General features: G+C 64.0%; 17 protein-coding genes and 3 pseudogenes. 12 read left to right on the forward strand and 8 right to left on the reverse strand.

Annotation, left to right across the window (positions count from 1 at the left end; genetic code table 11):
- Positions 1-84: 84 nt before the first annotated feature.
- Positions 85-1,416: pseudogene (locus ACQKQA_RS17290) on the reverse strand (enoyl-CoA hydratase-related protein); the annotation flags it as partial.
- Between the two features lie 564 nt (positions 1,417-1,980).
- The gene (locus ACQKQA_RS17295; RefSeq protein WP_427559931.1) at positions 1,981-2,418 is read right to left on the reverse strand and encodes a hypothetical protein; all 438 of its coding nucleotides are present in this window, start codon (positions 2,416-2,418) and stop codon (positions 1,981-1,983) included.
- A gap of 104 nt (positions 2,419-2,522) precedes the next feature.
- Here ACQKQA_RS17295 and ACQKQA_RS17300 point away from each other — a divergent pair, with 104 nt between their 5' ends.
- Complete coding sequence (locus tag ACQKQA_RS17300; RefSeq protein WP_427559933.1) at positions 2,523-2,960, forward strand: universal stress protein; 438 nt, start codon at positions 2,523-2,525, stop codon at positions 2,958-2,960.
- Positions 2,961-3,047: 87 nt separating this feature from the next.
- Here the strand turns inward: ACQKQA_RS17300 and ACQKQA_RS17305 are convergent, their stop codons facing one another.
- The gene (locus tag ACQKQA_RS17305; RefSeq protein ID WP_427559936.1) at positions 3,048-4,970 is read right to left on the reverse strand and encodes an ATP-binding cassette domain-containing protein; all 1,923 of its coding nucleotides are present in this window, start codon (positions 4,968-4,970) and stop codon (positions 3,048-3,050) included.
- 213 nt (positions 4,971-5,183) lie between these two features.
- Here ACQKQA_RS17305 and ACQKQA_RS17310 point away from each other — a divergent pair, with 213 nt between their 5' ends.
- On the forward strand, positions 5,184-7,112 hold the full coding sequence (locus ACQKQA_RS17310) for a transglycosylase SLT domain-containing protein (protein WP_427559938.1): 1,929 nt from the start codon (positions 5,184-5,186) through the stop codon (positions 7,110-7,112).
- Positions 7,113-7,177: 65 nt separating this feature from the next.
- Here the strand turns inward: ACQKQA_RS17310 and ACQKQA_RS17315 are convergent, their stop codons facing one another.
- On the reverse strand, positions 7,178-8,950 hold the full coding sequence (locus ACQKQA_RS17315) for an ABC transporter transmembrane domain-containing protein (protein ID WP_427559941.1): 1,773 nt from the start codon (positions 8,948-8,950) through the stop codon (positions 7,178-7,180).
- 267 nt (positions 8,951-9,217) lie between these two features.
- Here ACQKQA_RS17315 and ACQKQA_RS17320 point away from each other — a divergent pair, with 267 nt between their 5' ends.
- Positions 9,218-9,397 (forward strand): PA1571 family protein, encoded by a 180-nt coding sequence (locus ACQKQA_RS17320; protein ID WP_427559944.1) that lies wholly within the window; start codon positions 9,218-9,220, stop codon positions 9,395-9,397.
- Between the two features lie 95 nt (positions 9,398-9,492).
- Here ACQKQA_RS17320 and pdxB read toward each other — a convergent pair whose 3' ends face one another.
- Positions 9,493-10,638 carry a 4-phosphoerythronate dehydrogenase PdxB gene (pdxB, locus tag ACQKQA_RS17325; RefSeq protein ID WP_427559946.1) on the reverse strand — a complete coding sequence of 382 codons (1,146 nt, stop codon included), beginning with the start codon at positions 10,636-10,638 and terminating at the stop codon, positions 9,493-9,495.
- Positions 10,639-10,817: 179 nt separating this feature from the next.
- Between pdxB and ACQKQA_RS17330 the strand changes: the two genes are divergently transcribed.
- Positions 10,818-12,224, forward strand: coding sequence for an MATE family efflux transporter (locus tag ACQKQA_RS17330; protein WP_427559948.1), 1,407 nt, complete (start codon positions 10,818-10,820; stop codon positions 12,222-12,224).
- Here the strand turns inward: ACQKQA_RS17330 and tusA are convergent.
- Together tusA and rlmM are read right to left on the reverse strand one after the other, a co-directional pair.
- Positions 12,221-12,472: a sulfurtransferase TusA gene (gene tusA, locus ACQKQA_RS17335; RefSeq protein WP_075118828.1), complete on the reverse strand. Its 252-nt coding sequence runs from the start codon at positions 12,470-12,472 to the stop codon at positions 12,221-12,223. The genes ACQKQA_RS17330 and tusA overlap by 4 nt on opposite strands.
- Positions 12,473-12,551: 79 nt before the next feature.
- Positions 12,552-13,625: a 23S rRNA (cytidine(2498)-2'-O)-methyltransferase RlmM gene (gene rlmM / locus ACQKQA_RS17340; protein ID WP_427559951.1), complete on the reverse strand. Its 1,074-nt coding sequence runs from the start codon at positions 13,623-13,625 to the stop codon at positions 12,552-12,554.
- A gap of 207 nt (positions 13,626-13,832) precedes the next feature.
- Between rlmM and acnA the strand changes: the two genes are divergently transcribed.
- From acnA to ACQKQA_RS17355, 3 genes are all read left to right on the forward strand, one after another.
- A complete protein-coding gene (gene acnA / locus ACQKQA_RS17345; protein ID WP_427559954.1) occupies positions 13,833-16,574 on the forward strand; it encodes an aconitate hydratase AcnA in 2,742 nt (913 codons plus the stop codon).
- A 160-nt stretch (positions 16,575-16,734) separates the two neighbouring features.
- On the forward strand, positions 16,735-17,526 hold the full coding sequence (locus tag ACQKQA_RS17350) for a CPBP family intramembrane glutamic endopeptidase (RefSeq protein ID WP_427559957.1): 792 nt from the start codon (positions 16,735-16,737) through the stop codon (positions 17,524-17,526).
- A 180-nt stretch (positions 17,527-17,706) separates the two neighbouring features.
- Entirely contained in the window at positions 17,707-19,272 is a 1,566-nt protein-coding gene (locus ACQKQA_RS17355; RefSeq protein WP_427559960.1) for a methyl-accepting chemotaxis protein, read from the forward strand.
- A 189-nt stretch (positions 19,273-19,461) separates the two neighbouring features.
- On the opposite strand, the gene ACQKQA_RS17360 is transcribed toward ACQKQA_RS17355, so the two are convergent.
- The gene (locus ACQKQA_RS17360; protein WP_427559962.1) at positions 19,462-20,160 is read right to left on the reverse strand and encodes an alpha/beta family hydrolase; all 699 of its coding nucleotides are present in this window, start codon (positions 20,158-20,160) and stop codon (positions 19,462-19,464) included.
- A 99-nt stretch (positions 20,161-20,259) separates the two neighbouring features.
- Between ACQKQA_RS17360 and ccoN the strand changes: the two genes are divergently transcribed.
- From ccoN to ACQKQA_RS17385, 5 genes and pseudogenes are all read left to right on the forward strand, one after another.
- Complete coding sequence (gene ccoN, locus ACQKQA_RS17365; protein ID WP_427559964.1) at positions 20,260-21,684, forward strand: cytochrome-c oxidase, cbb3-type subunit I; 1,425 nt, start codon at positions 20,260-20,262, stop codon at positions 21,682-21,684.
- A 10-nt stretch (positions 21,685-21,694) separates the two neighbouring features.
- Positions 21,695-21,862, forward strand: a pseudogene (locus ACQKQA_RS17370) (cbb3-type cytochrome c oxidase subunit II); the annotation flags it as partial.
- Positions 21,855-23,111, forward strand: a pseudogene (locus ACQKQA_RS17375) (glycosyltransferase family 2 protein); the annotation flags it as partial. The pseudogenes ACQKQA_RS17370 and ACQKQA_RS17375, both read left to right, overlap by 8 nt.
- Before the next feature lie 199 nt (positions 23,112-23,310).
- Positions 23,311-24,462 carry a succinyl-diaminopimelate desuccinylase gene (dapE, locus tag ACQKQA_RS17380; protein WP_427559967.1) on the forward strand — a complete coding sequence of 384 codons (1,152 nt, stop codon included), beginning with the start codon at positions 23,311-23,313 and terminating at the stop codon, positions 24,460-24,462.
- A complete protein-coding gene (locus ACQKQA_RS17385) occupies positions 24,462-25,271 on the forward strand; it encodes a putative RNA methyltransferase (protein WP_427559970.1) in 810 nt (269 codons plus the stop codon). Before dapE ends, ACQKQA_RS17385 begins: the two co-directional genes overlap by 1 nt.
- Positions 25,272-25,296 lie beyond the last annotated feature (25 nt).

The raw sequence follows: 25,296 nt of genomic DNA on the forward strand, positions 1-25,296 counted from the left end.
CCAAAAAACTCAGCCCGTACTCGCCAGGATTGGTCAGCGTGTCCGGTACGCGACCGTCTCAGCCCCGGGGCTCAAGAATCATGCAGGTAGTGGTGGCGCCTTGGCCAGCAGGCTGATGGAAATGGTCGAGGTGTTCGAGGCGAGGATGGTGTCCTCTTTGACCTGGTCTTCGACTTCGGCCAGTACCGCTTGCTTGACCTTCGGGTTCTCGACGACCGCTTCGACCACCAGGTCGACATGGCCGAAGTCACCGTAAGACAGGGTCGGGCGAATGCCGTTGAGCACTTCAGCCATCTTCGCCGCGGTCATGCGGCCTTTATCGACACGGCTGACCAGCAGCTTGGCGGCTTCTGCCAGGCCCTGCTCGATACCGTGTTCGTTGATGTCCTTCATCAGGATCGGCGTGCCTTTGGACGCCGACTGGTAGGCGATACCGCCACCCATGATGCCGGCACCGAGTACGGCGGCCTGCTTCACATCCTGGGCGATTTCGTCGTAGGCCTTGGCCTTTTTCTTCAGTTCCTGGTCGTTCAGGAACAGGCCGATCAGGCTCTGCGCGGCAGAGGTCTTGGCCAGTTTGACGAAGCCTGCGGCTTCGACTTCCAGTGCCTTGTCCCGACCGAAGTTGGCGGCTTTCTGGATGGTCTTGATGGCTTCGACCGGCGCCGGGTAGTTCGGGCCAGCCTGGCCTGCGACAAAACCCTTGGCGGTTTCGAAGGACATCATCTGTTCGATGGCGTTGAGCTTGAGCTTTTCCAGCTTCGGCTGACGCTTGGCCTTGTAGTCGAACTCGCCGGAGATGGCGCGCTTGACGGTGGCCAGGGCTGCTTCAAGCAGTTTTTCCGGAGCGACGACCGCATCGACAGCACCCACTTTCAGGGCGTCTTCGGCACGGTTTTCCTTGCCGGCGGCAATCCACTCGATGGCATTGTCGGCACCGATGATGCGCGGCAGGCGAACGGTACCGCCGAAGCCCGGGTAGATGCCCAGCTTGACTTCCGGCAGGCCGATCTTGGCGCTGGAGGACATGACGCGGTAGTCCGCCGCCAGGCACATTTCCAGACCGCCACCCAGCGCGATGCCATTGATCGCGGCAACGGTCGGCACGTTGAGGTCTTCGAAATCGCTGAAAATCTTGTTGGCTTCGAGGTTGCCTGCGACAAGCTCTGCATCCGGCAGCTTGAAGTTGTCGACAAATTCGGTGATGTCGGCACCGACGATGAACACGTCCTTGCCACTGCTGACGATCACGCCCTTGATCGACGCGTCTGCCTTGATGACGTCCACGGCCGAACGCAGTTCGTTCAGGGTAAGACGGTTGAACTTGTTGACGGACTCACCCTTGAGGTCGAAATTCAATTCGACGATGCCACTTTCAAGAGCCTTAACCGTGATGGCTTTACCTTCGTAAATCATCAACTGATCTCCACGATATGGAAGCTGAACAGTACACGTCGGACGCTAACTTCAGGCTCGACAGCGATGTTTCCATCGATGCTACGCCAATCCGCCAGGCACACCCGCCAACGCGATAGTCGGGATTCTGGAAAAGCGCTCGGCTAATACAAACGCTCAATTCATACGCCCGTTTGATTTGGGTACGCCACATTCACGGAAAATCCGACAATTGTCAATCGCCCAAAAGGCTGTTTGAAACGCGACTTCGCAGTCATTCCAGACAGGCGAGCCCGCCGATATGCCTGCCGCATTCCGGAACATTCATAAGGTCAATCTTTAGAAAAGTCGCCCTAATGCGTGGCAGCCGTGGACGAGCCCCAGCTACGCTGGCACGACCCCAGGGCAAAACAGGAGCGCGCTGTCGGAAAACCAGGCGTAAGATCAGTGACAGCCTATCCCTGCCCGCTCAGGACAAGGGATCGCAAGGATTTACCGGCCTGCCTGGCCACCCTCTGCCCGACCCTGTCGGGCTTTTTATTGCCTGGTGCTCGCAACCTGCGCCATTGCAGCGCAGGCCATGCCTCATGCCAGGGCCTTGAGCACCGCGGCAATGTCTTGCAAAACACTGACCTCGCCCCGCTCGCCCCAGTACAGGACGATCATCTGCCGGTCGGCCTCGACCTTGAAAACGTTGGCCGGCAGCGTCCGCAAGTGCTCGAGCAAGGCCGTATCCGCACACTCTTCCCGCCACTGGTTGACCCACACACCGGGTGCACTTTGCCAGTAGACCCAGCAGGCCGGCTGCCTACTGCGCCGCGGCCGATGATATTGCGCACAGGGGTTCGGCGGCTGCGGTTCCATCCAGTGCGGCCACTCCTGGGGCGCCAATTGCATGGCCAACCCCATGCGGCGCGCCTCCATGCGCAGGGCGATCTGCCCGCTCTGGCGGCGCGACGGGCGCAGCCAGGCCAGCGGACTCAACACCAGCGCGAGGATTGACACCACTATCCAGACCGTCATATCTGTACTCCCGATTCTTGATGAGCCGATTGATCCAGGTCGGGACCAATCCGCTTGAAACCAGCCATACTTGAAACTATTGCAATCCTCAGGAGGAGCACCTCATGCCCTACCACCATATTCTGGTCGCCGTAGATCTAACCGAAGAGTGCGACCCTGTGATTCACCGGGCGCGCGAGCTCTCGGTCAGCAACAGCGCCAAGCTGTCCATGGTGCACATTGTCGAACCGATGGCCATGGCCTTCGGTGGCGACGTCCCGATGGACCTGTCGCAACTGCAACAGCAGCAGTTCGACCAGGCCAAGGAACGCCTCGATCGCCTCATCACCAAATACCCTGAGCTGTCCAAGGAATACAGCCACCTGACCTATGGCCAGCCACGCCAGGAAATCCATCACCTGGCCAAGGAACAGGAATGCGACCTGATCGTGGTCGGTAGCCATGGTCGGCACGGCCTGGCCCTGCTGCTGGGCTCCACCGCCAATGACGTGCTGCACGGCGCCCCTTGCGACGTGCTGGCGGTGCATCTGGTCAAACGCTGAGCCCATCGGCGGCAGAATTTTTCGCCGGCGCCATCCCGCAAAAAAGCCCGACATGAATGTCGGGCTTTTTTATTGCCGCCAGGTCACTCAGGCATCCAGCTCGGCCCAGCGCTCGACCATCCCGTCCAGCTCGGCGTTGAGCTGTTCCAGCTGGGCGAGGACCGCCGTGGTTTCGGTGGCGGGACGCTGATAGAAACCGGCGTCGGCCATCTCCGCTTCCACCGCGGCGATCCGCTGCTCCATGGCCTCGATCTGGCCCGGCAATGCCTCGAGCTCGCGCTGCAGCTTGTAACTGAGCTTCTTCTTCGCCGCCGGTGCTTCCTGAACCGGCGCGGGAGCCGCTGCCGCAACAGGCGCCACCACCGCCGAGTTCAGCTCGGCCTTGCCGGACTTGTTCTCGGTCACGCCCAGCAGGCGCGGCGAACCGCCCTGACGCAGCCAGTCCTGATAACCGCCCACGTATTCGCGAACCTTGCCTTCGCCCTCGAACACCAGGGTGCTGGTCACCACGTTGTCGAGGAATGCCCGGTCGTGGCTGACCATCAGCACGGTGCCTTGGAAGGTCAGCAGCACTTCTTCCAGCAGCTCGAGGGTTTCCACGTCCAGGTCGTTGGTCGGTTCGTCGAGCACCAGCAGGTTGGCCGGCTTGCTGAACAGCTTGGCCAGCAACAGGCGGGCACGCTCGCCACCGGACAGCGCCTTGACCGGCGTGCGGGCCCGCTGCGGGCTGAACAGGAAGTCGCCGAGGTAACTGAGCACGTGGCGGCTCTGGCCGTCGATCTCGATAAAGTCGCGGCCTTCGGCGACGTTGTCGATCACGGTCTTTTCCAGATCCAGCTGGTGACGCAGCTGGTCGAAGTACGCCACGTCGATACGGGTGCCCTCTTCCACCGTGCCGCTGGTCGGCACCAGGCCACCCAGCATCAGCTTGAGCAGGGTGGTCTTGCCGGTGCCATTGGCGCCCAGCAGGCCGATACGGTCGCCGCGCTGCAGGACCATGGAGAAGTTCTTGACCAGGAACGGACCGTCCGGATGGGCGAAGCTCACGTCTTCGAGGACCATCACCTGCTTGCCGGACTTCTCGGCGGTTTCCAGCTGGATATTGGCCTTGCCGGTACGCTCGCGACGTTCACTGCGCTCGACGCGCAGGGCCTTGAGCGCGCGCACCCGGCCTTCGTTACGGGTACGACGGGCCTTGATGCCCTGACGGATCCAGACCTCTTCCTGGGCCAAGCGCTTGTCGAACAGCGCGTTGGCCGTCTCTTCGGCCGCCAGCACTGCTTCCTTGTGCACCAGGAAACTGGCGTAGTCGCCGTTCCAGTCGATCAGGCCACCACGGTCCAGCTCGAGAATCCGGGTCGCCAGGTTCTGCAGGAAGGAACGGTCGTGGGTAATGAAGAGGACCGCGCCCTGGAAGTCCTTGAGGGCTTCTTCCAGCCAGGCGATGGCGCCGATATCCAGGTGGTTGGTCGGTTCGTCGAGCAGCAGCAGGTCCGGCTCGGAAACCAGGGCCTGGGCCAGCAGCACGCGACGACGCCAGCCGCCGGACAATTCGGCGAGGGTCTTGTCGGCCGGTAACTGCAGGCGGCTCAGGGTGCTGTCCACCAGGGTCTGCAAGCGCCAGCCGTCACGGGCTTCGAGGTCGTGCTGGACGTGCATGAGCTTTTCCAGGTCGGCGTCGGTGACGATGTTCTGGCTCAGGTGGTGATACTGCGCCAGCAACTCGCCCACGCCATCGAGGCCCTGGGCGACGACGTCGAACACCGTCCGCTCGTCAGCTACCGGCAATTCCTGCGGCAATTCGCCGATTTTCAGGCCGGGCGTGCGCCATACGGAACCGTCGTCGGGCTTCTGATCGCCCTTGACCAGCTTCAGCATGCTGGATTTGCCAGTACCGTTACGACCGATGATGCACACCCGCTCACCACGGGCGATCTGCCAGGACACCTTGTCCAACAACGGCATAGCGCCGAACGCAAGGGACACATCGCTGAATTTGAGCAGGGTCATGAGCTTCTCCAAAAACCGGGCGCGCATTCTACCTGAGTTGAGCCCCCAGAAGGCCGGCATTTTCGCTCCTGAAGCAACCTGAACAACATTTGCCGCGAACTTGTGACGAGTGGCTGGCAAAGCTTTCACCCGTTGCTGGCAAAAGGCTAAGCTAGGGAACAATCAGTGTTGGCATCGTCGGCACTTGTCATGATTTTTCTGCACGGATGTCTCATGCGCAGTCGCCTTTTCAGTCTGTTTTCCTGCCTGCTTTTTTCTGCCTCTGCCGTGCACACAGCTCAGGCCGCGGACCTCTCCCTCCAGCGTCAATATTACGATGAAGCCAAACGCGCCCTGGCCAAGGGCGATTCCGGTCCGTATTTCCGCTACAGCCAGGTCCTCGCCGACTATCCGCTCGAACCCTACCTGGCCTATGACGAACTGACCGCCCGGCTCAAGACCGCCAGCAACGCCGAGATCGAAAAATTCCTCCACGAACACGGCGACCTGCCCCAGGCCAACTGGATGAAACTGCGCTGGTTGCGCTGGCTCGCCGAACGCGGCGACTGGGCCACCTTCGTCAAGTATTACGACCCCAAACTCAACTTCACTGAGCTGGACTGCCTGAACGCGCAATATCAGCTGGGCCACAACCTCAAGGCCGAAGGTTACGCCGCCACCGACAAGCTGTGGCTGAGCGGCAAGTCCCTGCCCGCCACCTGCGACGCGCTGTTCGCCCAGTGGGCCGCCGAAGGCCAGTTGACCGAACAGAAGCGCTGGCAGCGCACCAAACTGGCCGCCGAAGCCCGCAACTACCCGCTGGCCAACAGCCTGGTCAAAAGCATGACCACCCTCGCCCCCCAGGGCCGGCTGATGATAGACGTCACCCAGAAGCCCGAGCTGCTCAGCCAGCCCTCGCGCTTCACCCCGGCCAGCGAGGCCATGTCCGACGTGGTCGGCCTGGGTCTGCGCCGCCTGGCCCGCCAGGATCCGGACCGGGCCATGGCCCTGCTCGACGGTTATGCCAGCAGCATGCACTTCTCCCGTGACGAAAAAGTGGCCATTGCCCGGGAAATTGGCCTGACCCTGGCCCGGCGCTTCGACAGCCGCGGCCTGGAGGTGATGACCAAGTACGATCCCGAGCTGCGCGACAACACCGTTTCCGAGTGGCGCCTGCGCCTGCTGTTGCGCCTGGCCCGCTGGGAAGACGCCTACCAGTTGACCCGCAAGCTGCCCCAGGACCTGGCGACCACCAACCGCTGGCGCTACTGGCAGGCCCGCAGCCTCGAGCTGGCCGAACCGCAGAACCCCCAGGCCCAGACCCTCTATAAAGGCCTGGCCAACGAGCGCGACTTCTACGGCTTCCTCGCGGCCGACCGCACCCAACTGCCGTACCAGCTGAACAACAAGCCACTGATGCTCAGCCAGCAACTGATCAACAAGGTGCGCAACACGCCTGGTGTGCGCCGGGCCCTGGAGTTCCATGCCCGGGGCGAGATCGTCGATGGCCGCCGCGAGTGGTACCACGTCAGCCGTCACTTCAGCCGCGACGAAATGGTCGCCCAGGCCAAGCTGGCCTACGACCTGAAGTGGTACTTCCCGGCGATCCGCACCATCAGCCAGGCAAAATACTGGGACGACCTGGACATCCGCTTCCCGATGGCCCACCGCGACACCCTGGTGCGCGAGGCCAAGGTCCGCGGCCTGCATTCGAGCTGGGTGTTCGCCATCACCCGCCAGGAAAGCGCGTTCATGGACGATGCCCGCTCCGGCGTCGGCGCGGCCGGCCTGATGCAACTGATGCCCGGCACCGCCAAGGAAACCGCGCGCAAGTTCAGCATTCCGCTGGCCTCGCCGCAGCAGGTGTTCAACCCGGACAAGAACATCCAGCTCGGCGCCGCCTACCTGAGCCAGGTGCACAGCCAGTTCAATGGCAACCGGGTGCTCGCGTCCGCCGCCTACAACGCCGGCCCCGGCCGCGTGCGCCAATGGCTGCGCGGCGCCGACCACCTGAGCTTCGACGTCTGGGTGGAGAGCATCCCGTTCGACGAAACCCGCCAGTACGTGCAGAACGTGCTGTCCTATTCGGTGATCTACGGCCAGAAGCTCAATTCGCCCCAACCGTTGGTGGATTGGCACGAGCGCTATTTCGACGATCAGTAAGTACTGACACCGAAAATGAAAATGCCCGCAGCGATGCGGGCATTTTCGTTTCTGCGCAGAGCCCCTTACGAGGACGCCGGCTGGTCGAACTGCAAAGCTGCCAGGCGCGCATACAGGGGATTGCTGGCAATCAGTTCCTGATGAGTGCCCACGGCCACCAGCCGGCCCTGATCCATTACCGCGATCCGGTCGGCGTTCTTCACCGTGGCCAGGCGATGGGCGATCACCAGGGTGGTGCGATTCTGCATCAGGCTGGGCAAGGCTTGCTGGATCAGGTGTTCGCTCTGGGCATCCAGGGCGCTGGTGGCTTCGTCCAGCAACAGGATCGGCGCATCCACCAGCAGCGCCCGGGCAATCGCCAGGCGCTGGCGCTGGCCGCCGGAAAGCCCCAGCCCGGCATCGCCGAGATGGGTCTGGTACCCCTGGGGCAGTTTCTCGATGAACTCGTGGGCATAGGCGATCCTGGCCGCCTCCCTGACCTGCTCGGTGGTGGCCGAGGGTTTGCCGTACCGAATGTTCTCTTCGATGCTGCCGAAGAACAGCGCCGGGCTTTGCGAGACCAGGGCAAAACAACGCCGCACATCCTGCGGGTCGAGCCGGGTCAAGGGCACGCCGTCGAGCAGGATGCGGCCCTGCTCCGGGTCGTAGAAACGCAACAGCAGATCGTAGAGGGTCGATTTGCCCGCCCCCGACGGCCCGACCAAGGCCAGGGTTTCCCCTTCTCGGATGCTCAGGCTCAGACCATCGACGGCGTAGCTGTCCGGACGCGAGGGATAAGAAAAGCGCAGGTTCTCCAGCACCAGCTCGCCCCGTACCCGTTCGGGTAAGGCCAACAGGCCAGCGCTCGGCGGCCGGATGAGGTTTTCCGAACGCAGCAGCTCGGCAATCCGCTCCGCCGCGCCGGCGGCCCGTTGCAGCTCGCCGATCACCTCGCTCAGGGTGCCGAAGGCGCTGCCGACGATCAGGCTGTAGAAGACAAAGGCCGCCAGCTCGCCACTGGAAATCCGCCCGGCGATCACATCCATGCCGCCGACCCAAAGCATCACCCCGACCGCCCCCAGCACCAGCACGATCACCAGGGTGATCAGCCAGGCGCGCTGGACGATCCGTCGCCGCGCGGTGTTGAACGCCTCCTCCACCGTCAGCGCAAAACGCCGCTCGTCCTGCGCCTGGTGGTTATAGGCCTGGACCGTCTTGATCTGGCCCAGGGTCTCCGCCACGTAGCTGCCGACATCGGCGATACGGTCCTGGCTCAGGCGCGACAGGCTGCGCACCCGGCGGCCGAACACCAGGATCGGCACCAGCACCAGAGGCAGGGCAATCACTACGATGCTGGTGAGCTTGGGGTTGGTGACGAACAGCAGCACGATGCCGCCGATCACCATCAGCGCGTTGCGCAAGAACAGCGAGAGGGACGAGCCGATCACCGATTGCAGCAAGGTGGTGTCGGCGGTCAGCCGCGACTGGATCTCCGAACTGCGATTGTTCTCATAGAAGCCCGGATGCAGGTAGATCAGGTGATTGAACACGTCTCGGCGGATGTCCGCCACGCAGCGCTCGCCAATCCACGACACCAGGTAGAAACGCACGAACGTCCCCACCGCCAGCCCCAGCACCAGCAGCAGAAACAGGCCGATGGACTGGTTGAGCAGGTCCGGCGACCCGGTCATGAATCCCCGGTCCACCAACAGACGGATGCCCTGCCCCATGGACAGGGTGATGCCTGCCGTCACCACCAGCGCCACCAGCGCCCCCAGGGCCTGCCAGCGATAAGGCGCGATGAAACGACTGGCCAGGCGGATCGCCCGGCGTTGACGCGAAGAGAGCATGAAGTTCATCCGGGAACGTACCTGGGTGACGGGGCCGAATTGGTCGGAAGTTGATTGCCCTAGAGCTTAGGTAAATCACAATGAGTCAGGTTAATTATGTCCACTGACACTAGCGCCTAGATGCTATTGGTCTAAGGTCCGAGTGGCACTCCTCGGGTATTTCTGTTGGACTGCAGACTCATGAGAAGCGCCGCGATGAAGTCTCGTAGGAAGTTGTCACAGCTTGGTCACTTGGCGATCTTAAAGTAAGTGCATTACCTGATGAGGAGACAGGCCATGTCCTTGCAAGAACGCAGCAATGACAAGATTGAAGTGATTCGTACCCACCCTGACCAGTCTCTGGGATGCGCCATCATCGACGCACAGGGCCGTGAAGTACCGATCACCGAAGACATGATCCAGAACGCCTGCCGCGAACTGGAAAAGCGACTGGTCAAGCCTGCACGGCAAGATTGACACATAGCCTCACGTCCTCTTGACCCGGCCCCGAGGCCGGGTTTTTTATGCCCGCTCCCCACCCCGCCAAACCACCCGAATCGCATTCAGGCCGATCAGCGAACCAGTACCGCCCCCAAGGCCGTAACGATCTGCTGCAAGCCTGCCGCGTCACCGTGCAGGTGCACGGCCAGCCCATCGATTTCCCGTCGCGGCGGATAGCCCTTGCGCAAGGCATCGAAGGCCACGCGCTGCTCGGCCGCGCTGCCTACCAGGCTGCGACGGAAATCCGCATCGTCGCGACGCGGGTCGTAGACCGCCCGGCAGATCATCGCCAGGGACCACGCCGGATCGCTGCCGGCATCGAGGCTCACTTGCGCCAGCCATGGCCGCGGCAGCAGGTCATGCAAACGGATCGAAGGCGGCTGCCCGAGGAAATCGCAGAACGCCTGATAGATCTGCGCCGTGCCGCGCTGCCGGCCGTCAAGGCTGTAACCGGCGATATGCGGCGTGGCCAGCACGCACAGGTCGGCCAGGGCCACATCGACCTGGGGCTCGCCTTCCCAGACATCCAGCACCGCCTGCAGGTCTTCGCGCTCCAGCAGCACCTCGCGCAGGGCACTGTTATCCACCACCGCGCCACGGCTGGCGTTGATCAGCCAGGCGCCGGGACGCAGTTGCTGCAACCGCTGCTTGTCCAGCAGGTGCCAGGTCGGCCGCTCGCCGGTCTTGGTCAGTGGGGTGTGCAGGCTGATGACGTCGCACTGGGCCAGGATCTGCTCCAGGCTGACATAGTCGCCCCCCTCGGCCGCCTGCCGGGGCGGGTCGCAGACCAGGACCTTCCAGCCCAGGCCGCGCAACACCTCGATCAGCCGCCCGCCGACCTCGCCCGCGCCGACCACGCCGTAAGTGCGCTGCGTCAGGTCGACGCCTTCGATTTCCGCCAGGGTCAGCAGGCTGCCCAGCACATAGTCCACCACCCCCCGCGCATTGCAGCCCGGCGCACTGGACCAGCGGATGCCCGCTTCGTGGAAATACTCGAGGTCCAGGTGATCGGTGCCGATGGTGCAGGTGCCGACAAAACGCACCTGGCTACCTTCAAGCAGGGCGCGGCTGACCTGGGTCACCGAACGCACCAGCAACACATCGGCGCCCTCGATGGCGGCACGGTCGATGGCGCGCCCCGGGAAACGGCGAATCTCGCCGAAACCGGCAAAAAAGGCATCGAGCAGGGGAATATTCTCGTCGGCAACAATCAGCATGGCAGGCTCCTTTCGCGGTGCCGCAGTTTAGGCGCAGAAGGCCGTTTTGAGCCAGCGAGCAATCCCTCTTGCCAGCCGCCGCAGGCGCTTACAAATCGACAACAGAGGTTTTTTCCTGACCCTTGTGTCAATGCGTAGAATACGCCGCCCTGCGCATCAACCCTGTGGACGCTTTGCCCGTGAATTCCGTAACCGATACCCCCGCCCTCACCCTGAACCGCCCGGCCCGGGTGCGCCTTGAACTGCGCGGCCTGCTGGCACTGGCCCTGCCGATCATGATCGCGCAACTGGCGACCACGGCCATGGGCTTCGTCGATGCGGTGATGGCCGGACGGGTGAGCCCGCGGGACCTGGCGGCGGTGGCGCTGGGCAACTCGATCTGGATTCCGGTGTACCTGCTGATGAGCGGCACCCTGCTGGCCACTACCCCGAAAGTGGCGCAACGGGTCGGCGCCGGCACCTTTGGCGAAATCGGCCCGCTGGTGCGCCAGGCGCTGTGGCTGGCACTGGTGGTCGGCCTGAGCGCCAGCCTGATCCTGGTCAACGCCGAACCGGTCCTGCACCTGATGAAGGTCGACCCGCAGTTGATCGGCCCCTGCATGGAATACCTGCACGGCATCGCCAGCGGCATGCCGGCCGTGGCGCTGTATTACGTCCTGCGCTGCTTCAGCGACGCCCTGGGCCGCACGCGGCCGAGCATGGTCATGGGCCTGTGCGGCCTGGCGCTGAACATTCCGATCAACTACGTGTTCATCTATGGCCACCTCGGCGTACCGGCCATGGGTGGCGTCGGTTGCGGCTGGGCCACCGCCATCGTCATGTGGGCGATGATGCTCGGCCTGGCCGGCTGGACCCGCTGGGCCCCGGTCTACCAGAGCAGCCAGCTGTTCCAGCGTTTCGACTGGCCGCAATGGGCGGTGATCAAGCGCCTGCTGGGCGTCGGCCTACCGATCGGCATCGCGGTGTTCGCCGAGTCGAGCATCTTCGCGGTGATCGCCCTGCTGATCGGCAGTCTCGGTGCCACAGTGGTGGCCGGGCACCAGATCGCCCTGAATATCAGCTCCCTGCTGTTCATGATTCCGTATTCCCTGGGCATGGCGGTCACGGTGCGAGTCGGCCAGGCTCTGGGCGCCGGCAACCCGCAGCAGGCGCGCTTCGCCGCCGGTGTCGGGCTGGGCGCGGCGCTGACTTTCGCGCTGTTCTCCGCCAGTCTGATCCTGCTGCTGCGCGAATCCATCGCCTCGATCTACACCCCGGACACCGCGGTGATCCAGGTGGCGGCGATGCTGATCGTGTACGCCGCGCTCTACCAGTTCTCCGACGCGATCCAGGTGATCTGCGCCGGCGCCCTGCGCGGCTACCAGGACACCCGGGCAACCATGGTCCTGACGCTGTTCGCCTACTGGGGTATAGGTTTGCCGGTGGGGTATGTGCTGGGGCTGACCGACTGGTTCGGCCCCGCCAGCGGCCCGAGCGGGCTGTGGGAAGGCCTGATCGCCGGTTTGAGCTGCGCGGCGCTGATGCTGTCGATCCGCCTGGCACGCAGCGCACGCAAGCGGATCCGTATCGGCCAGGCGGCGGGTTAACCGGACTTCTTGCGAATCCAGTACAGGTAGGTGCCTGCCTCTTCCTCCTGGGCGACCAGTTCATGGTCGAGGAACACGCAGAACTTGGGGATGTCGCGGCGGGTCGAGGGATCGGTGGCGATCACCTTGAGCAGGCCGCCGGGCTGCAGGTCACGAATATGCTGGTGCAGCATCATGACCGGCTCCGGGCAATTGAGCCCGGTGGCGTCCAGCGTGCCGTCGACCGGCGTATCGATGATTTGGCTCATAACTCACTCCTGAAACTGGCCGGCATTGTCGCGCAATGCCGGCACCGACGCTATCTGTGGCATTGCGCCGCAACCGCGATCAACGGGCCTTGGCTTTCTTTTCATCCAGCCGGCGCAGATGGCAGGTCACTTCTTCACGGTCGTGGTACAGCTGCTTGCAGCCGATGGCCACCCGGATGCCCCGTGCCTTGAAGCCCTCCTCGATCCGTTCGAGCAGGCGCTTCACTTCCGCGTAACGCTGCTTCATCGGCAGCTTCAGGTTGACCACCGCTTCGCGGCAATGGCCCTCGCCGATCCAGGTTTCCAGCAAGGCGGCATTGCGCGCCGGCTTCTCGACGATGTCGCAGACCATCCAGTCCACCGGCTGCTTGGGCTTGTAGGTGAAGCCGTCGGCCATCAGGTGCTGCACCAGGCCGGTGTCCATCAGGCTTTCGGCCATCGGTCCGTTGTCGATGGCGGTGACCAGCATGCCGCGGTTGACCAGCTGCCAGGTCCAGCCACCCGGGGCGGCCCCCAGGTCGACGCCAGTCATGTCGCCATGCAGGCGCTCGTCCCACTGATCGCGGGGGATGAAGTGATGCCAGGCCTCCTCCAGCTTCAGGGTCGAGCGGCTCGGCGCTTCCCGGGGGAACTTCAGGCGCGGGATCCCCATCGGCCACATCGCCGAATTGCCAGCGTCCGCCAGGCCGACAAAGACCTCGCGACCGCTTTTGAAGGTCAGCAGCAAACGCGGCTTGGCGGCATCGTCCACCAGCTTGCCGGCGGCCGTCAGCGCCTTGCGCAGCGGCCCCTCGAATTTCTTGCAGAAGTTCGACAGCTCCTTGCCGTCATTGGTATCCACCACCTCCAGCCACAGGCTGCCGCAGGTGGGAAAGCTCGCCAGCTGGGCCAGGATCACGCTGATGCGATCGGTTTCCGGCAGATCGACGAAAGCCCCCCGCGCCCATTGCCGCGGGAAGATCAGCTCGGCGAAACGCAGTTCGCGCATCAGGCGCTCGGCGCCGTCCGCTTCGCTGCAGACGAACTCGGCGCAGGCGGTGCCCGGCTTGGCCTTGGCATACCCGGCCACGTTCAGGCGCGCGGCCTGGTCGGCGATCTCGGAACAGACTTCGCCTTCGAAGCCCGGTCGGCAGTGCATAAAGAGGGTGTTCATCGAATCTCCTGGGCCATTGGCAATCAATCATGCGCAAACCCGCGGTAGCAAAGCCTGTCACGAAAACCGGCGCATGATAGCCGAGTTCGGAACCTTGGACTTGTCCATAGAGTCCAGTTATTAGCCAGCTAAGAAAAACAGCGCTAGGTTAAGAGCTCTGTCCGTCCCGTCAGGTCCGTAGCCGTGCGGATCACAAGGAGTCCTTCAATGCCGTCCCTCGATAGCCTGAAAACCCTTAAAACCCTGGAAATCGACGACAAGACCTACCACTACTTCAGCCTGCCCGAAGCCGCCAGAAGCCTTGGCGATCTCGACAAGCTGCCGATGTCGTTGAAAGTCCTGCTGGAAAACCTGTTGCGCTGGGAAGACGACAAGACCGTCACCGGCGCCGACCTCAAGGCCCTCGCCGCCTGGCTCAAGGAGCGCCGCTCCGACCGGGAAATCCAGTACCGCCCGGCCCGGGTGCTGATGCAGGACTTCACCGGCGTGCCGGCGGTGGTCGACCTGGCGGCCATGCGCGCGGCCATGGCCAAGGCCGGCGGCGACCCGCAACGCATCAACCCGTTGTCGCCGGTGGACCTGGTGATCGACCACTCGGTGATGGTCGACAAGTTCGCCAGCAGCACCGCCTTCGAACAGAACGTCGACATCGAAATGCAGCGCAACGGCGAACGTTATGCCTTTCTGCGCTGGGGCCAGAGCGCCTTCGACAACTTCAGCGTGGTACCGCCGGGAACCGGGATCTGCCACCAGGTCAACCTGGAATACCTGGGCCGCACGGTCTGGACCAAGGACGCAGACGGCCGCACCTACGCCTTCCCCGACACCCTGGTCGGCACCGACTCCCACACCACTATGATCAACGGCCTCGGCGTGCTCGGCTGGGGCGTGGGCGGGATCGAGGCCGAGGCGGCGATGCTCGGCCAGCCGGTGTCGATGCTGATCCCGGAAGTCATCGGCTTCAAACTCACCGGCAAGCTCAAGGAAGGCATCACCGCCACCGACCTGGTGCTGACCGTCACCCAGATGCTGCGCAAGAAAGGCGTGGTCGGCAAATTCGTCGAGTTCTACGGCGATGGCCTGGCCGACCTGCCGCTGGCCGACCGCGCCACCATCGCCAACATGGCCCCCGAATACGGCGCCACCTGCGGGTTCTTCCCGGTGGACGAGGTCACCCTGGAATACCTGCGCCTGTCCGGCCGCCCGGACGCCGCGGTGAAACTGGTGGAGGCCTACAGCAAGGCCCAGGGCCTGTGGCGCCTGCCGGGCCAGGAGCCGGTGTTCACCGACAGCCTGGCCCTGGACATGGCCACGGTCGAAGCCAGCCTCGCCGGGCCGAAGCGGCCCCAGGACCGGGTCTCGCTGCCCGGCGTCGGCCAGGCCTTCAGCGACTTCCTCGACCTGCAGTTCAAGCCCAACAGCAAGGAAGAAAACCGCCTGGAAGGCGAAGGTGGCGGTGGCGTCGCCGTGGGTAATGCCGACCTGGTGGGGGAAGCCGATTACCACCACGACGGCCAGACCTATCGCCTGAAAAACGGCGCGGTGGTGATCGCCGCCATCACCTCCTGCACCAACACCTCCAACCCCAGCGTGATGATGGCCGCTGGCCTGGTGGCGAAAAAGGCCGTGGAAAAAGGCCTGAAGCGCAAGCCTTGGGTGAAGAGTTCGCTGGCGCCCGGCTCCAAGGTGGTCACCGACTATTACAAGGCCGCCGGCCTGAACCAGTACCTCGATGCCCTGGGCTTCGACCTGGTGGGTTATGGCTGCACCACGTGCATCGGCAACTCCGGCCCGTTGCCGGAGCCGATCGAGAAGGCCATCCAGAAAGCCGACCTGACCGTCGCCTCGGTGCTGTCCGGCAACCGCAACTTCGAAGGCCGCGTGCATCCGCTGGTGAAAACCAACTGGCTGGCCTCGCCGCCGCTGGTGGTCGCCTATGCCCTGGCCGGCAGCGTGCGCATCGATATCAGCCGCGATCCGTTGGGCGAAGGCGCGGACGGCAAGCCGGTCTACCTGCGCGACATCTGGCCGAGCAGCAAGGAAATCGCCGACGCCGTGGCCCAGGTCAACACCCGGATGTTCCACAAGGAATACGCTGAGGTGTTCGCCGGCGACGCCCAGTGGCAAGCCATCGAAGTGCCGCAAGCCGCGACCTATGTCTGGCAGCAGGACTCCACCTATATCCAGCATCCACCGTTCTTCGACGACATCGGTGGCCCGCTGCCGGTGATCGAGGACGTCAAGGGCGCGCGGGTCCTGGCATTGCTCGGCGACTCGGTGACCACCGACCACATCTCCCCGGCCGGCAATATCAAGGCCGACAGCCCGGCCGGCCGCTACCTGCGCGAGCAAGGCGTGGAACCGCGGGACTTCAACTCCTACGGCTCGCGCCGCGGCAACCACGAAGTGATGATGCGCGGCACCTTCGCCAACATCCGCATCCGCAACGAAATGCTCGGCGGCGAAGAAGGCGGCAACACCCTCTACATTCCCACCGGCGAGAAGCTGTCGATCTACGACGCGGCCATGCGCTACCAACAGGCAGGCACGCCGCTGGTGGTGATCGCGGGCCAGGAATACGGCACCGGTTCCAGCCGCGACTGGGCGGCCAAGGGCACCAACCTGCTGGGGGTCAAGGCGGTGATCGCCGAGAGCTTCGAGCGCATCCATCGCTCCAACCTGGTGGGCATGGGGGTCCTGCCGCTGCAGTTCAAGCTCGACCAGAACCGCAAGAGCCTGAACCTCTCCGGCAAGGAAACCCTGGAGATCCAGGGCCTGACCGGCGTCGAACTGACGCCGCGGATGAACCTGACCCTGGTGATTACCCGTGAGGATGGGCGCCAGGAAAAGGTCGAGGTGCTGTGCCGCATCGACACCCTGAACGAAGTGGAATACTTCAAGTCCGGGGGGATCCTGCACTACGTCCTGCGGCAGCTGATCGCCGCCTAACACCACGCTGTACAGCCAACACCGCCTTCGGGCGGTGTTTTTGTTTCACTTATTCATCGTCCCCGCCTCGTTATACTGGCCCCCCGCTCGTTCTATCCAGTAACCGCTGACGCAGGTTGTGCGAGCGGCTGATTCCATTCTTCTGCAACAAGGATTTCCCATGACTGCTCTGCCATGGATGTACCTGGCACTTCTCTCCATCGGCTATGCCCTGGCCCTGAGCTACGGCCAGTTGGGCCTGCTGGCGGCGGTTTCCGTCGCCCTGCTGCTGGTCGCCGGCTTTGCCGTGCGCCAACAGAAAAGCCGCTATGCCCGCTACCTGGGACACGGCCTGTTTGTGGTCCTGGCCCTGGCGCTGGCCATGCATTGGTTGCCCGGTTTCTACAACGGTCGCGCCATCGCCCCGGAACGCCTCACCGCCGATGCCGTGCCATTTTCCATGTACCTGAACCAGGACAAGCCGCTGATCGGCTTCTGGTTGCTGCTGGTCTGCCCCTGGATCGTCGGGCGGCGCTCGCTGCGCCTGTCCCTCTACGCCACCGCCCTGGCCTTGACCCTGACCGCCGTGGCGGCCCTGGGCGGCGCGGTGCTGCTGGGGATCATCAGCTGGGCGCCGAAATGGCCGGACCAGGCCTGGCTGTGGGTCCTGAACAACCTGCTGCTGGTCACCCTGGTGGAAGAAGCGCTGTTCCGTGGCTACATCCAGGGCGGCCTGAGCCGTCGCTTCAAGAATCTGCCCTACGGCGAAAACCTGGCCCTGATGGGCGCGGCCCTGCTGTTCGGCCTGGTGCATGTGGGTGCCGGTTGGCAATGGTGGCTGCTAGCGAGCATCGCCGGTGTCGGTTACGGCCTGGCCTACCGCTTTGGCGGCCTGGGAGCGGCCATCGCCACGCATTTCGGCTTGAACCTGTTGCACTTCGGGCTGTTCACCTACCCGATGCTGGCGGGTTGACTACGCTGAGCCGAGCCCCTTGCACAGGGCCTCGGCTTGCTCCTGGCTCTTCGTCCCTACAGGGCACATCCGGCAGGATCAAGCCCCAGTCAATGAGACACTTCTCAAATCCCGGAAAAAAATTTCAATAATCGGCGAAGCCAGCCGATGACTTCTCAAAGCCTTGCGGATTGAAAAAAAATGCGTAACAACCAGCCTGTAACCCAGCGCGAACGTACCTTTCCAGCCCAGCAACGGTTGATCTCCACTACCGATGCCAAAGGCGTGATCACCTACTGCAACGATGCCTTCGTTGAAATCAGCGGGTTTTCGCGGGAAGAACTGCTCCGCGCACCGCACAACCTGGTCCGTCACCCTGACGTCCCGGCCGCGGTGTTCGCCCATATGTGGGGCACCCTGAAACAAGGCTTGCCATGGATGGGCATTGTCAAGAATCGCTGCAAGACCGGTGACCACTACTGGGTCAACGCCTACGTGACACCGGTCTTCGAAGGCCAGCAAGTGGTCGGCTACGAGTCGGTGCGGGTCAAACCCACCGCCGAGCAGGTCCGCCGCGCCGAAGCGCTCTACCAACGCATCAACCAGGGCAAGTCGGCCATTCCGAAGCGGGACAAATGGTTGCCGATCCTCCAGGACTGGCTGCCGTTCATCCTGATCAGCCAACTGAGCTTCCTGATTGGCGTCTGGCTCAACTCTTCCTGGGGCTTCGCCCTGGCCGCCGGCCTGTCCGTGCCGCTCGGCCTGCTGGGCCTGAGCTGGCAACAGCGTGGCCTCAAGCGCCTGCTGCGCCTGGCCGAACAGACCACCTCCGACCCGCTGATCGCCCAGATGTACACCGACAGCCGCGGCGCCCAGGCGCGCCTGGAGATGTCGATCCTCAGCCAGGAAGCCCGCCTGAAAACCTGCCTGACCCGCCTGCAGGACACCGCCGAGCACCTCAACGAGCAGGCCCGGCAATCCGACGCCTTGGCGCACAACAGCTCCAGCGGCCTGGAACGCCAGCGCGTGGAAACCGAACAGGTGGCCACCGCGGTCAACCAGATGGCCGCCACCACCCAGGAAGTGGCCAGCCACGTGCAGCGCACGGCCGACGCCACCCAGGAAGCCAACCGCCTCACCGGCCGCGGTCGCGACATAGCCGGGGAAACCCGCGAAGCGATCCAGCGCCTGTCGGCGGCAGTGGGTGAAACCGGCCTGACCGTGACCCAACTGGCCAAGGACAGCGATGAGATCGGTGGCGTGGTCGATGTGATCAAGGGCATCGCCGACCAGACCAACCTGCTGGCATTGAACGCCGCCATCGAGGCAGCGCGCGCCGGTGAGATGGGCCGCGGCTTCGCCGTGGTGGCCGACGAGGTGCGCCAACTGGCGCAACGCACCAGCGAATCCACCGGACAGATCCACAACCTGATCGCCAAGCTCCAGCAGACCGCCAGCTCGGCAGTGCAGACCATGGACGCCGGGCACCGTCAGGCCGAGGAAGGCGTGGCCCGGGTCCTGGAAGCCGACCAGGCGTTGGTGGGGATCAGCGAAGCGGTGGCCAACATCACCGACATGACCACCCAGATCGCCGCCGCCACCGAAGAGCAAAGCGCCGTGGCCGAGGAGATCAGCCGCAACATCAGCACCATTGCCCAACTGGCCGACCAGACTTCGGAGCAGGCGCAGAACTCCGCGGAACTCAGCGAAGAGCTGACCCGCACCGCCAACACCCAGTACTCGCTGGTCGAACGCTTCAACCGCTAAGCCCAGGCAAGACCCAAAAACCCGGAAGGCGCGCCTTCCGGGTTTTTTATTGCCGGTTTCCCAGCCAACCACGCCCTTGTAGGAGCGAAGCTTGCTCGCGATTGCTCTTCAGGGCGACGACAGTGGTGACTGACACGCCTTATCGCGAGCAATCGAACGTCGACCGGCTGCTCCTACACAGAGAGGCGTTCAGCCGCGCAACTGGCGCAAAAAACCGGCGACCTTGTGCGCGGTCGCTTCCAGATGCTGCTCATGGGTCAAGCCGGAGGCCTTGAGCGGCTTCAGGTCATGGTCGGCCGCCGCCAGCCAGGACAGCTCGATGGCCGCTGACAGCGAATAAGCCTCGACCGCCGCGCGGTTGCCCAAGGCATCGCGCTCGCCCTGGACGATCAGGGTCGGGGTCCGCAGTTCGGCCAGATGGGCGACCCGGGGTTTCTCCGGCTTGCCGGCGGCATAGAAGGGATACCCCAGGCACACCAGCGCATCGGCACCCAGCTCGTCGGCCAGCAAGCTGGCCATGCGCCCGCCCATGGACTTGCCACCGATGGCCAGTTGCCCAGCGACATGAGGTCGCACCTGGGCATAGACCTCGCGCCAGCACTCCAGCAGCTTCGGCGCCGGGTTAGGCGGCCGTTTGCCACCATCGAGACGACGCTGGGCCATGTAGGGAAACTCGAAGCGCAGAACGTTGACCCCCTGCCCCGCAAGGCGTGCGGCCATGTCGCTCATGAAAGCGCTGTCCATCGGCGCGCCGGCGCCATGGGCCAGGATCAGGCTCAGCGGTTCGCCGGCCACCGGCTGCGGCGCGGCATCCCAGAGCCAGCCGCGCTCCCGCGCGCACTGCGCCCATTGATCCCCGTCAATAACAGCCCCTTGCCGTTTGCCCATGCTTACCTCGCTTTTAGTCTGCCTATAACTCCAGAAGAAGTGAGCGCGCCTTGCCGTGCGCAGTCGCTTTCACTTCTGCTGAACCGTGGATGGGGAACCATGAACACTTCTATCAGTACCGCCTACAACTACAAGGTGGTCCGCCAATTCGCCATTATGACGGTGGTGTGGGGCATCGTCGGCATGGGGCTCGGGGTTTTTCTCGCCGCCCAGTTGGTCTGGCCCGAACTTAATTTCAATCTGCCCTGGACCAGCTTCGGCCGCCTGCGCCCGCTGCACACCAATGCGGTGATCTTCGCCTTCGGTGGCTGCGCGCTGTTTGCCAGCTCCTTCTACTCGGTGCAACGCACCTGCCAGACCCAGCTGTTCGCGCCGAAAATCGCCGCGTTCTGCTTCTGGGGCTGGCAGCTGGTGATCCTGCTGGCGGCCATCAGCCTGCCGCTGGGCTACACCAGCTCCAAGGAATACGCCGAGCTGGAATGGCCGATCGACGTCCTGATCACCATCGTCTGGGTCGCCTACGCCATCGTGTTCTTCGGCACGGTGATGAAGCGCACCACCAAGCACATCTACGTGGGTAACTGGTTCTTCGGCGGTTTCATCCTCACCGTGGCCATCCTGCACATCGTCAACAACCTGGAACTGCCGGTCAGCCTGACCAAGTCCTACTCGGTGTATGCCGGCGCGACCGATGCCATGGTGCAATGGTGGTACGGCCACAATGCGGTGGGCTTCTTCCTGACCGCCGGCTTCCTGGGGATGATGTACTACTTCGTGCCCAAGCAGGCCGAGCGTCCGGTGTACTCCTATCGCCTGTCCATCGTGCACTTCTGGGCACTGATCACCCTGTACATCTGGGCCGGTCCGCACCACCTGCACTACACCGCACTGCCGGACTGGGCCCAGTCCCTGGGCATGATCATGTCGCTGATCCTCCTGGCGCCGAGCTGGGGCGGCATGATCAACGGCATGATGACCCTCTCGGGCGCCTGGCATAAGCTGCGCAGCGACCCGATCCTGCGGTTCCTGGTCGTGTCCCTGGCGTTCTACGGCATGTCGACCTTCGAAGGTCCGATGATGGCGATCAAGACCGTCAACGCCCTGTCCCACTACACCGACTGGACCATCGGCCACGTACACGCCGGCGCCCTGGGCTGGGTCGCGATGATCTCCATCGGCGCCCTGTACCACATGATTCCGAAAGTCTTCGGTCGTCAGCAGATGCACAGCCTCAGCCTGATCAACGCGCACTTCTGGCTGGCCACCATCGGTACCGTGCTCTACATCGCCTCGATGTGGGTCAACGGCATCGCCCAGGGCCTGATGTGGCGCGCCGTCAACGAAGACGGGACGCTGACCTACTCCTTCGTCGAAACCCTGGTGGCCAGCCACCCAGGCTTCATCGTGCGGCTGGCCGGCGGCGCGATCTTCCTCTTCGGCATGCTGCTGATGGCCTACAACACCTGGCGCACCGTGCGCTCGGCACAGCCAGCCGAAATCACCGCCGCTGCGCAGATGGCCTGAGGAGTCCGCCATGAAACACGAAGTCATTGAGAAAAACGTCGGCCTGCTGATGCTGCTGATGGTGTTTGCCGTGAGCATCGGCGGTCTGACCCAGATCGTCCCGCTGTTCTTCCAGGACGTCACCAACAAGCCAGTGGACGGCATGAAGCCCTACACCGCCCTGCAGCTGGAAGCTCGACTATCCGGACTACGAAGTCCTGATCATCGACAACAACACCAAGGACCCGGCGGTCTGGGAACCGGTGCAGGCCTATTGCGCCACCCTCGGCCCGCGCTTCAAGTTCTTCCACGTCGCGCCCCTGGCCGGTTTCAAGGGCGGCGCGCTGAACTACCTGATCCCGCACACCGCCAAGGACGCCGAAGTGATCGCGGTGATCGACTCGGACTACTGCGTCGATCGCAACTGGCTCAAGCACATGGTGCCGCACTTCGCCGACCCGAAAATCGCCGTGGTGCAATCGCCCCAGGATTACCGCGACCAGAACGAAAGCACCTTCAAGAAGCTGTGCTACGCGGAATACAAAGGCTTCTTCCATATCGGCATGGTCACCCGCAACGACCGTGACGCGATCATCCAGCACGGCACCATGACCATGACCCGCCGTTCGGTCCTGGAAGAACTGGGCTGGGCCGACTGGTGCATCTGCGAAGACGCCGAGCTGGGGCTGCGGGTGTTCGAGAAAGGCCTGTCGGCGGCGTACTACCACACTAGCTACGGCAAGGGCCTGATGCCGGATACCTTCATCGACTTCAAGAAACAGCGGTTCCGCTGGGCCTACGGGGCGATCCAGATCATCAAGCGCCATACCGCCAGCCTGCTGCGCGGCAAGGACACCGAGCTGACCCGCGGCCAGCGCTACCACTTCCTCGCGGGCTGGCTGCCGTGGGTGGCGGACGGCATGAACATCTTCTTCACCCTCGGCGCCCTGCTGTGGTCGGCGGCGATGATCATCGTGCCCCAACGCGTCGATCCGCCGTTGCTGATCTTCGCGATCCCGCCCCTGGCGCTGTTCGTGTTCAAGGTCGGCAAGATCATCTTCCTCTACCGCCGGGCGGTCGGGGTCAATCTCAAGGATGCGTTCTGCGCGGCCCTGGCCGGCCTGGCGTTGTCCCACACCATTGCCAAGGCGGTGCTGTACGGCTTCTTCACCAGCAGCATTCCGTTCTTCCGCACGCCGAAGAATGCCGACAGCCATGGCTTCTGGGTGGCGATCTCGGAAGCCCGGGAAGAGCTGTTCATCATGCTGCTGTTGTGGGGCGCGGCGCTGGGTATCTACTTGGTGCAGGGCGGCCTGCCGAGCAACGACATGCGCTTCTGGGTGACCATGCTGCTGGTGCAGTCGCTGCCCTATGTGGCGGCACTGGTGATGGCGTTCCTGTCGTCCCTGCCAAGACCGGCTGCCGAAGCCGAACCGGCGGCGGCATAAATCGCGGCAAAGCACTAAACGGCGGCCTCTGGCCGCCGTTTTGCTTTAAGATATCCGCCGTTTTGCGCGCCTTGCCCCCATTACAGTAGGAGCGAGGCTTGCCCGCGATGAAAACCCTGCGGTGCCTCAGGCAAACCGCGTCGCGGCCATCGCGGGCAAGCCTCGCTCCTACACATAACGCCTTGCACCGGAGTTTCCCATGACGGCCCACGCCGACCTTTCGCCGACCCTGCAACTCGCCTGTGACCTGATCCGCCGCCCGTCGGTGACGCCGGTCGACGCCGACTGCCAGAAGCTGATGATGCAGCGCCTGGGCGAGGCCGGCTTCAAGCTGGAGCCGATGCGCATCGAGGATGTGGACAACTTCTGGGCCACCCACGGCACGCATGAAGGCCCGGTGCTGTGCTTCGCCGGCCATACCGACGTGGTGCCGACCGGCCCGGTCCAGGCCTGGCAGAACGACCCGTTCGACGCCCTGATCGACGAACACGGCATGCTCTGCGGGCGCGGCGCGGCGGACATGAAAGGCAGCCTGGCGGCGATGCTGGTGGCTTCGGAACGCTTCGTGAAGGATTACCCGGACCACAAGGGCTCGGTGGCATTCCTGATCACCAGCGACGAAGAAGGCCCGGCGCACCACGGCACCAAGGCCGTGGTCGAACGCCTGGCGGCGCGCAAGGAGCGTCTGGACTGGTGCATCGTCGGCGAACCGTCGAGCACCAGCCTGGTGGGTGACGTGGTCAAGAACGGCCGGCGCGGCTCCCTCGGCGCCAAGCTCACGGTGCGCGGTGTGCAGGGCCATGTGGCCTACCCGCACCTGGCCAGGAACCCGATCCACCTGGCCGCCCCGGCCCTGGCCGAACTGGCCGCCGAACACTGGGACGACGGCAACGCCTTCTTTCCCCCCACCAGCTTCCAGATTTCCAACCTGAATTCCGGCACCGGCGCGACCAACGTGATCCCCGGCGAACTGGTGGCGGTGTTCAACTTCCGCTTCTCCACCGAATCCACGGTCGAAGGCCTGCAGCAGCGGGTCGCCGCCATCCTCGACAAGCACGGCCTGGACTGGCACGTGGAGTGGGCGCTGTCCGGCCTGCCGTTCCTCACCGAGCCGGGCGCCCTGCTCGACGCGGTGTCGGCCAGCATCAAGGACATCACCGGCCGCGAGACCCAGGCCTCCACCAGCGGCGGCACCTCCGACGGTCGCTTCATCGCCACCCTTGGCACCCAGGTGGTCGAGCTCGGCCCGGTCAACGCCACCATCCACCAGGTCAACGAGCGGGTACTGGCCAGCGACCTCGATGTGCTGACCGACATCTACTACCAGACCCTGATCAAGTTGCTCGCCTGATGCTTGCCTGCCCTATCTGCGCGGCGCCCCTGAGCGCCGTCGACAACGGTGTTGCGTGCCCGGCCGGGCACCGCTTCGACCGCGCCCGCCAGGGTTACCTGAACCTGCTGCCGGTGCAGCACAAGAACAGCCGCGACCCGGGCGACAACCAGGCCATGGTCGAGGCCCGGCGCGACTTTCTCAACGCCGGCCACTACGCCCCGGTCGCCCGGCGCCTGGCCGAACTGGCCGCCGAACGCGCCCCGCAGCGCTGGGTCGATATCGGTTGCGGCGAGGGTTACTACACCGCGCAAATCGCCGAGGCCCTGCCCCAGGCGGACGGCTACGCCCTGGACATCTCCCGGGAAGCGGTCAAACGCGCCTGCCGCCGGGCCCCGCAGCTGACCTGGCTGGTCGCCAGCATGGCGCGGATCCCCCTGGCCGACGCCAGCTGCCAGTTCCTCGCCAGCGTGTTCAGCCCGCTGGACTGGCAGGAAGCCAAGCGCCTGCTCAGCCCTGGCGGTGGCCTGATGAAGGTCGGACCGACCAGCGGTCACCTGATGGAATTGCGCGAGCGCCTGTACGACGAGGTCCGCGAATACACCGATGACAAGCATCTGGCGCTGGTACCCGAGGGCATGGCCCTGCAACACAGCGAAACCCTGGACTTCAAGCTGACGCTGGCCAATCCCCAGGATCGCGCCAACCTGCTGGCCATGACCCCCCATGGCTGGCGCGCCAGTGCCGAACGCCGGGCCAGCGTGATCGAGCAGGCCGAGCCTTTCGAGGTCAGCGTGTCGATGCGCTACGATTACTTCGTTCTGCAATAACCCATCCACCCACGGCCTCGGACAG

Source organism: Pseudomonas sp. NPDC089530 (assembly GCF_050280705.1).
Taxonomy (GTDB): Bacteria; Pseudomonadota; Gammaproteobacteria; order Pseudomonadales; family Pseudomonadaceae; genus Aquipseudomonas.

What these genes read in the sequence shown, in the direction of transcription:
- ACQKQA_RS17295 (WP_427559931.1), bottom strand. Translation starts at nt 2,418, where the DNA reads ATGACGGTCTGGATAGTGGTGTCAATCCTCGCGCTGGTGTTGAGTCCG.
- ACQKQA_RS17300 (WP_427559933.1), top strand. Translation starts at nt 2,523, where the DNA reads ATGCCCTACCACCATATTCTGGTCGCCGTAGATCTAACCGAAGAGTGC.
- ACQKQA_RS17305 (WP_427559936.1), bottom strand. Translation starts at nt 4,970, where the DNA reads ATGACCCTGCTCAAATTCAGCGATGTGTCCCTTGCGTTCGGCGCTATG.
- ACQKQA_RS17310 (WP_427559938.1), top strand. Translation starts at nt 5,184, where the DNA reads ATGCGCAGTCGCCTTTTCAGTCTGTTTTCCTGCCTGCTTTTTTCTGCC.
- ACQKQA_RS17315 (WP_427559941.1), bottom strand. Translation starts at nt 8,950, where the DNA reads ATGAACTTCATGCTCTCTTCGCGTCAACGCCGGGCGATCCGCCTGGCC.
- ACQKQA_RS17320 (WP_427559944.1), top strand. Translation starts at nt 9,218, where the DNA reads ATGTCCTTGCAAGAACGCAGCAATGACAAGATTGAAGTGATTCGTACC.
- pdxB (WP_427559946.1), bottom strand. Translation starts at nt 10,638, where the DNA reads ATGCTGATTGTTGCCGACGAGAATATTCCCCTGCTCGATGCCTTTTTT.
- tusA (WP_075118828.1), bottom strand. Translation starts at nt 12,472, where the DNA reads ATGAGCCAAATCATCGATACGCCGGTCGACGGCACGCTGGACGCCACC.
- rlmM (WP_427559951.1), bottom strand. Translation starts at nt 13,625, where the DNA reads ATGAACACCCTCTTTATGCACTGCCGACCGGGCTTCGAAGGCGAAGTC.
- acnA (WP_427559954.1), top strand. Translation starts at nt 13,833, where the DNA reads ATGCCGTCCCTCGATAGCCTGAAAACCCTTAAAACCCTGGAAATCGAC.
- ACQKQA_RS17350 (WP_427559957.1), top strand. Translation starts at nt 16,735, where the DNA reads ATGACTGCTCTGCCATGGATGTACCTGGCACTTCTCTCCATCGGCTAT.
- ACQKQA_RS17355 (WP_427559960.1), top strand. Translation starts at nt 17,707, where the DNA reads ATGCGTAACAACCAGCCTGTAACCCAGCGCGAACGTACCTTTCCAGCC.
- ACQKQA_RS17360 (WP_427559962.1), bottom strand. Translation starts at nt 20,160, where the DNA reads ATGGGCAAACGGCAAGGGGCTGTTATTGACGGGGATCAATGGGCGCAG.
- ccoN (WP_427559964.1), top strand. Translation starts at nt 20,260, where the DNA reads ATGAACACTTCTATCAGTACCGCCTACAACTACAAGGTGGTCCGCCAA.
- dapE (WP_427559967.1), top strand. Translation starts at nt 23,311, where the DNA reads ATGACGGCCCACGCCGACCTTTCGCCGACCCTGCAACTCGCCTGTGAC.
- ACQKQA_RS17385 (WP_427559970.1), top strand. Translation starts at nt 24,462, where the DNA reads ATGCTTGCCTGCCCTATCTGCGCGGCGCCCCTGAGCGCCGTCGACAAC.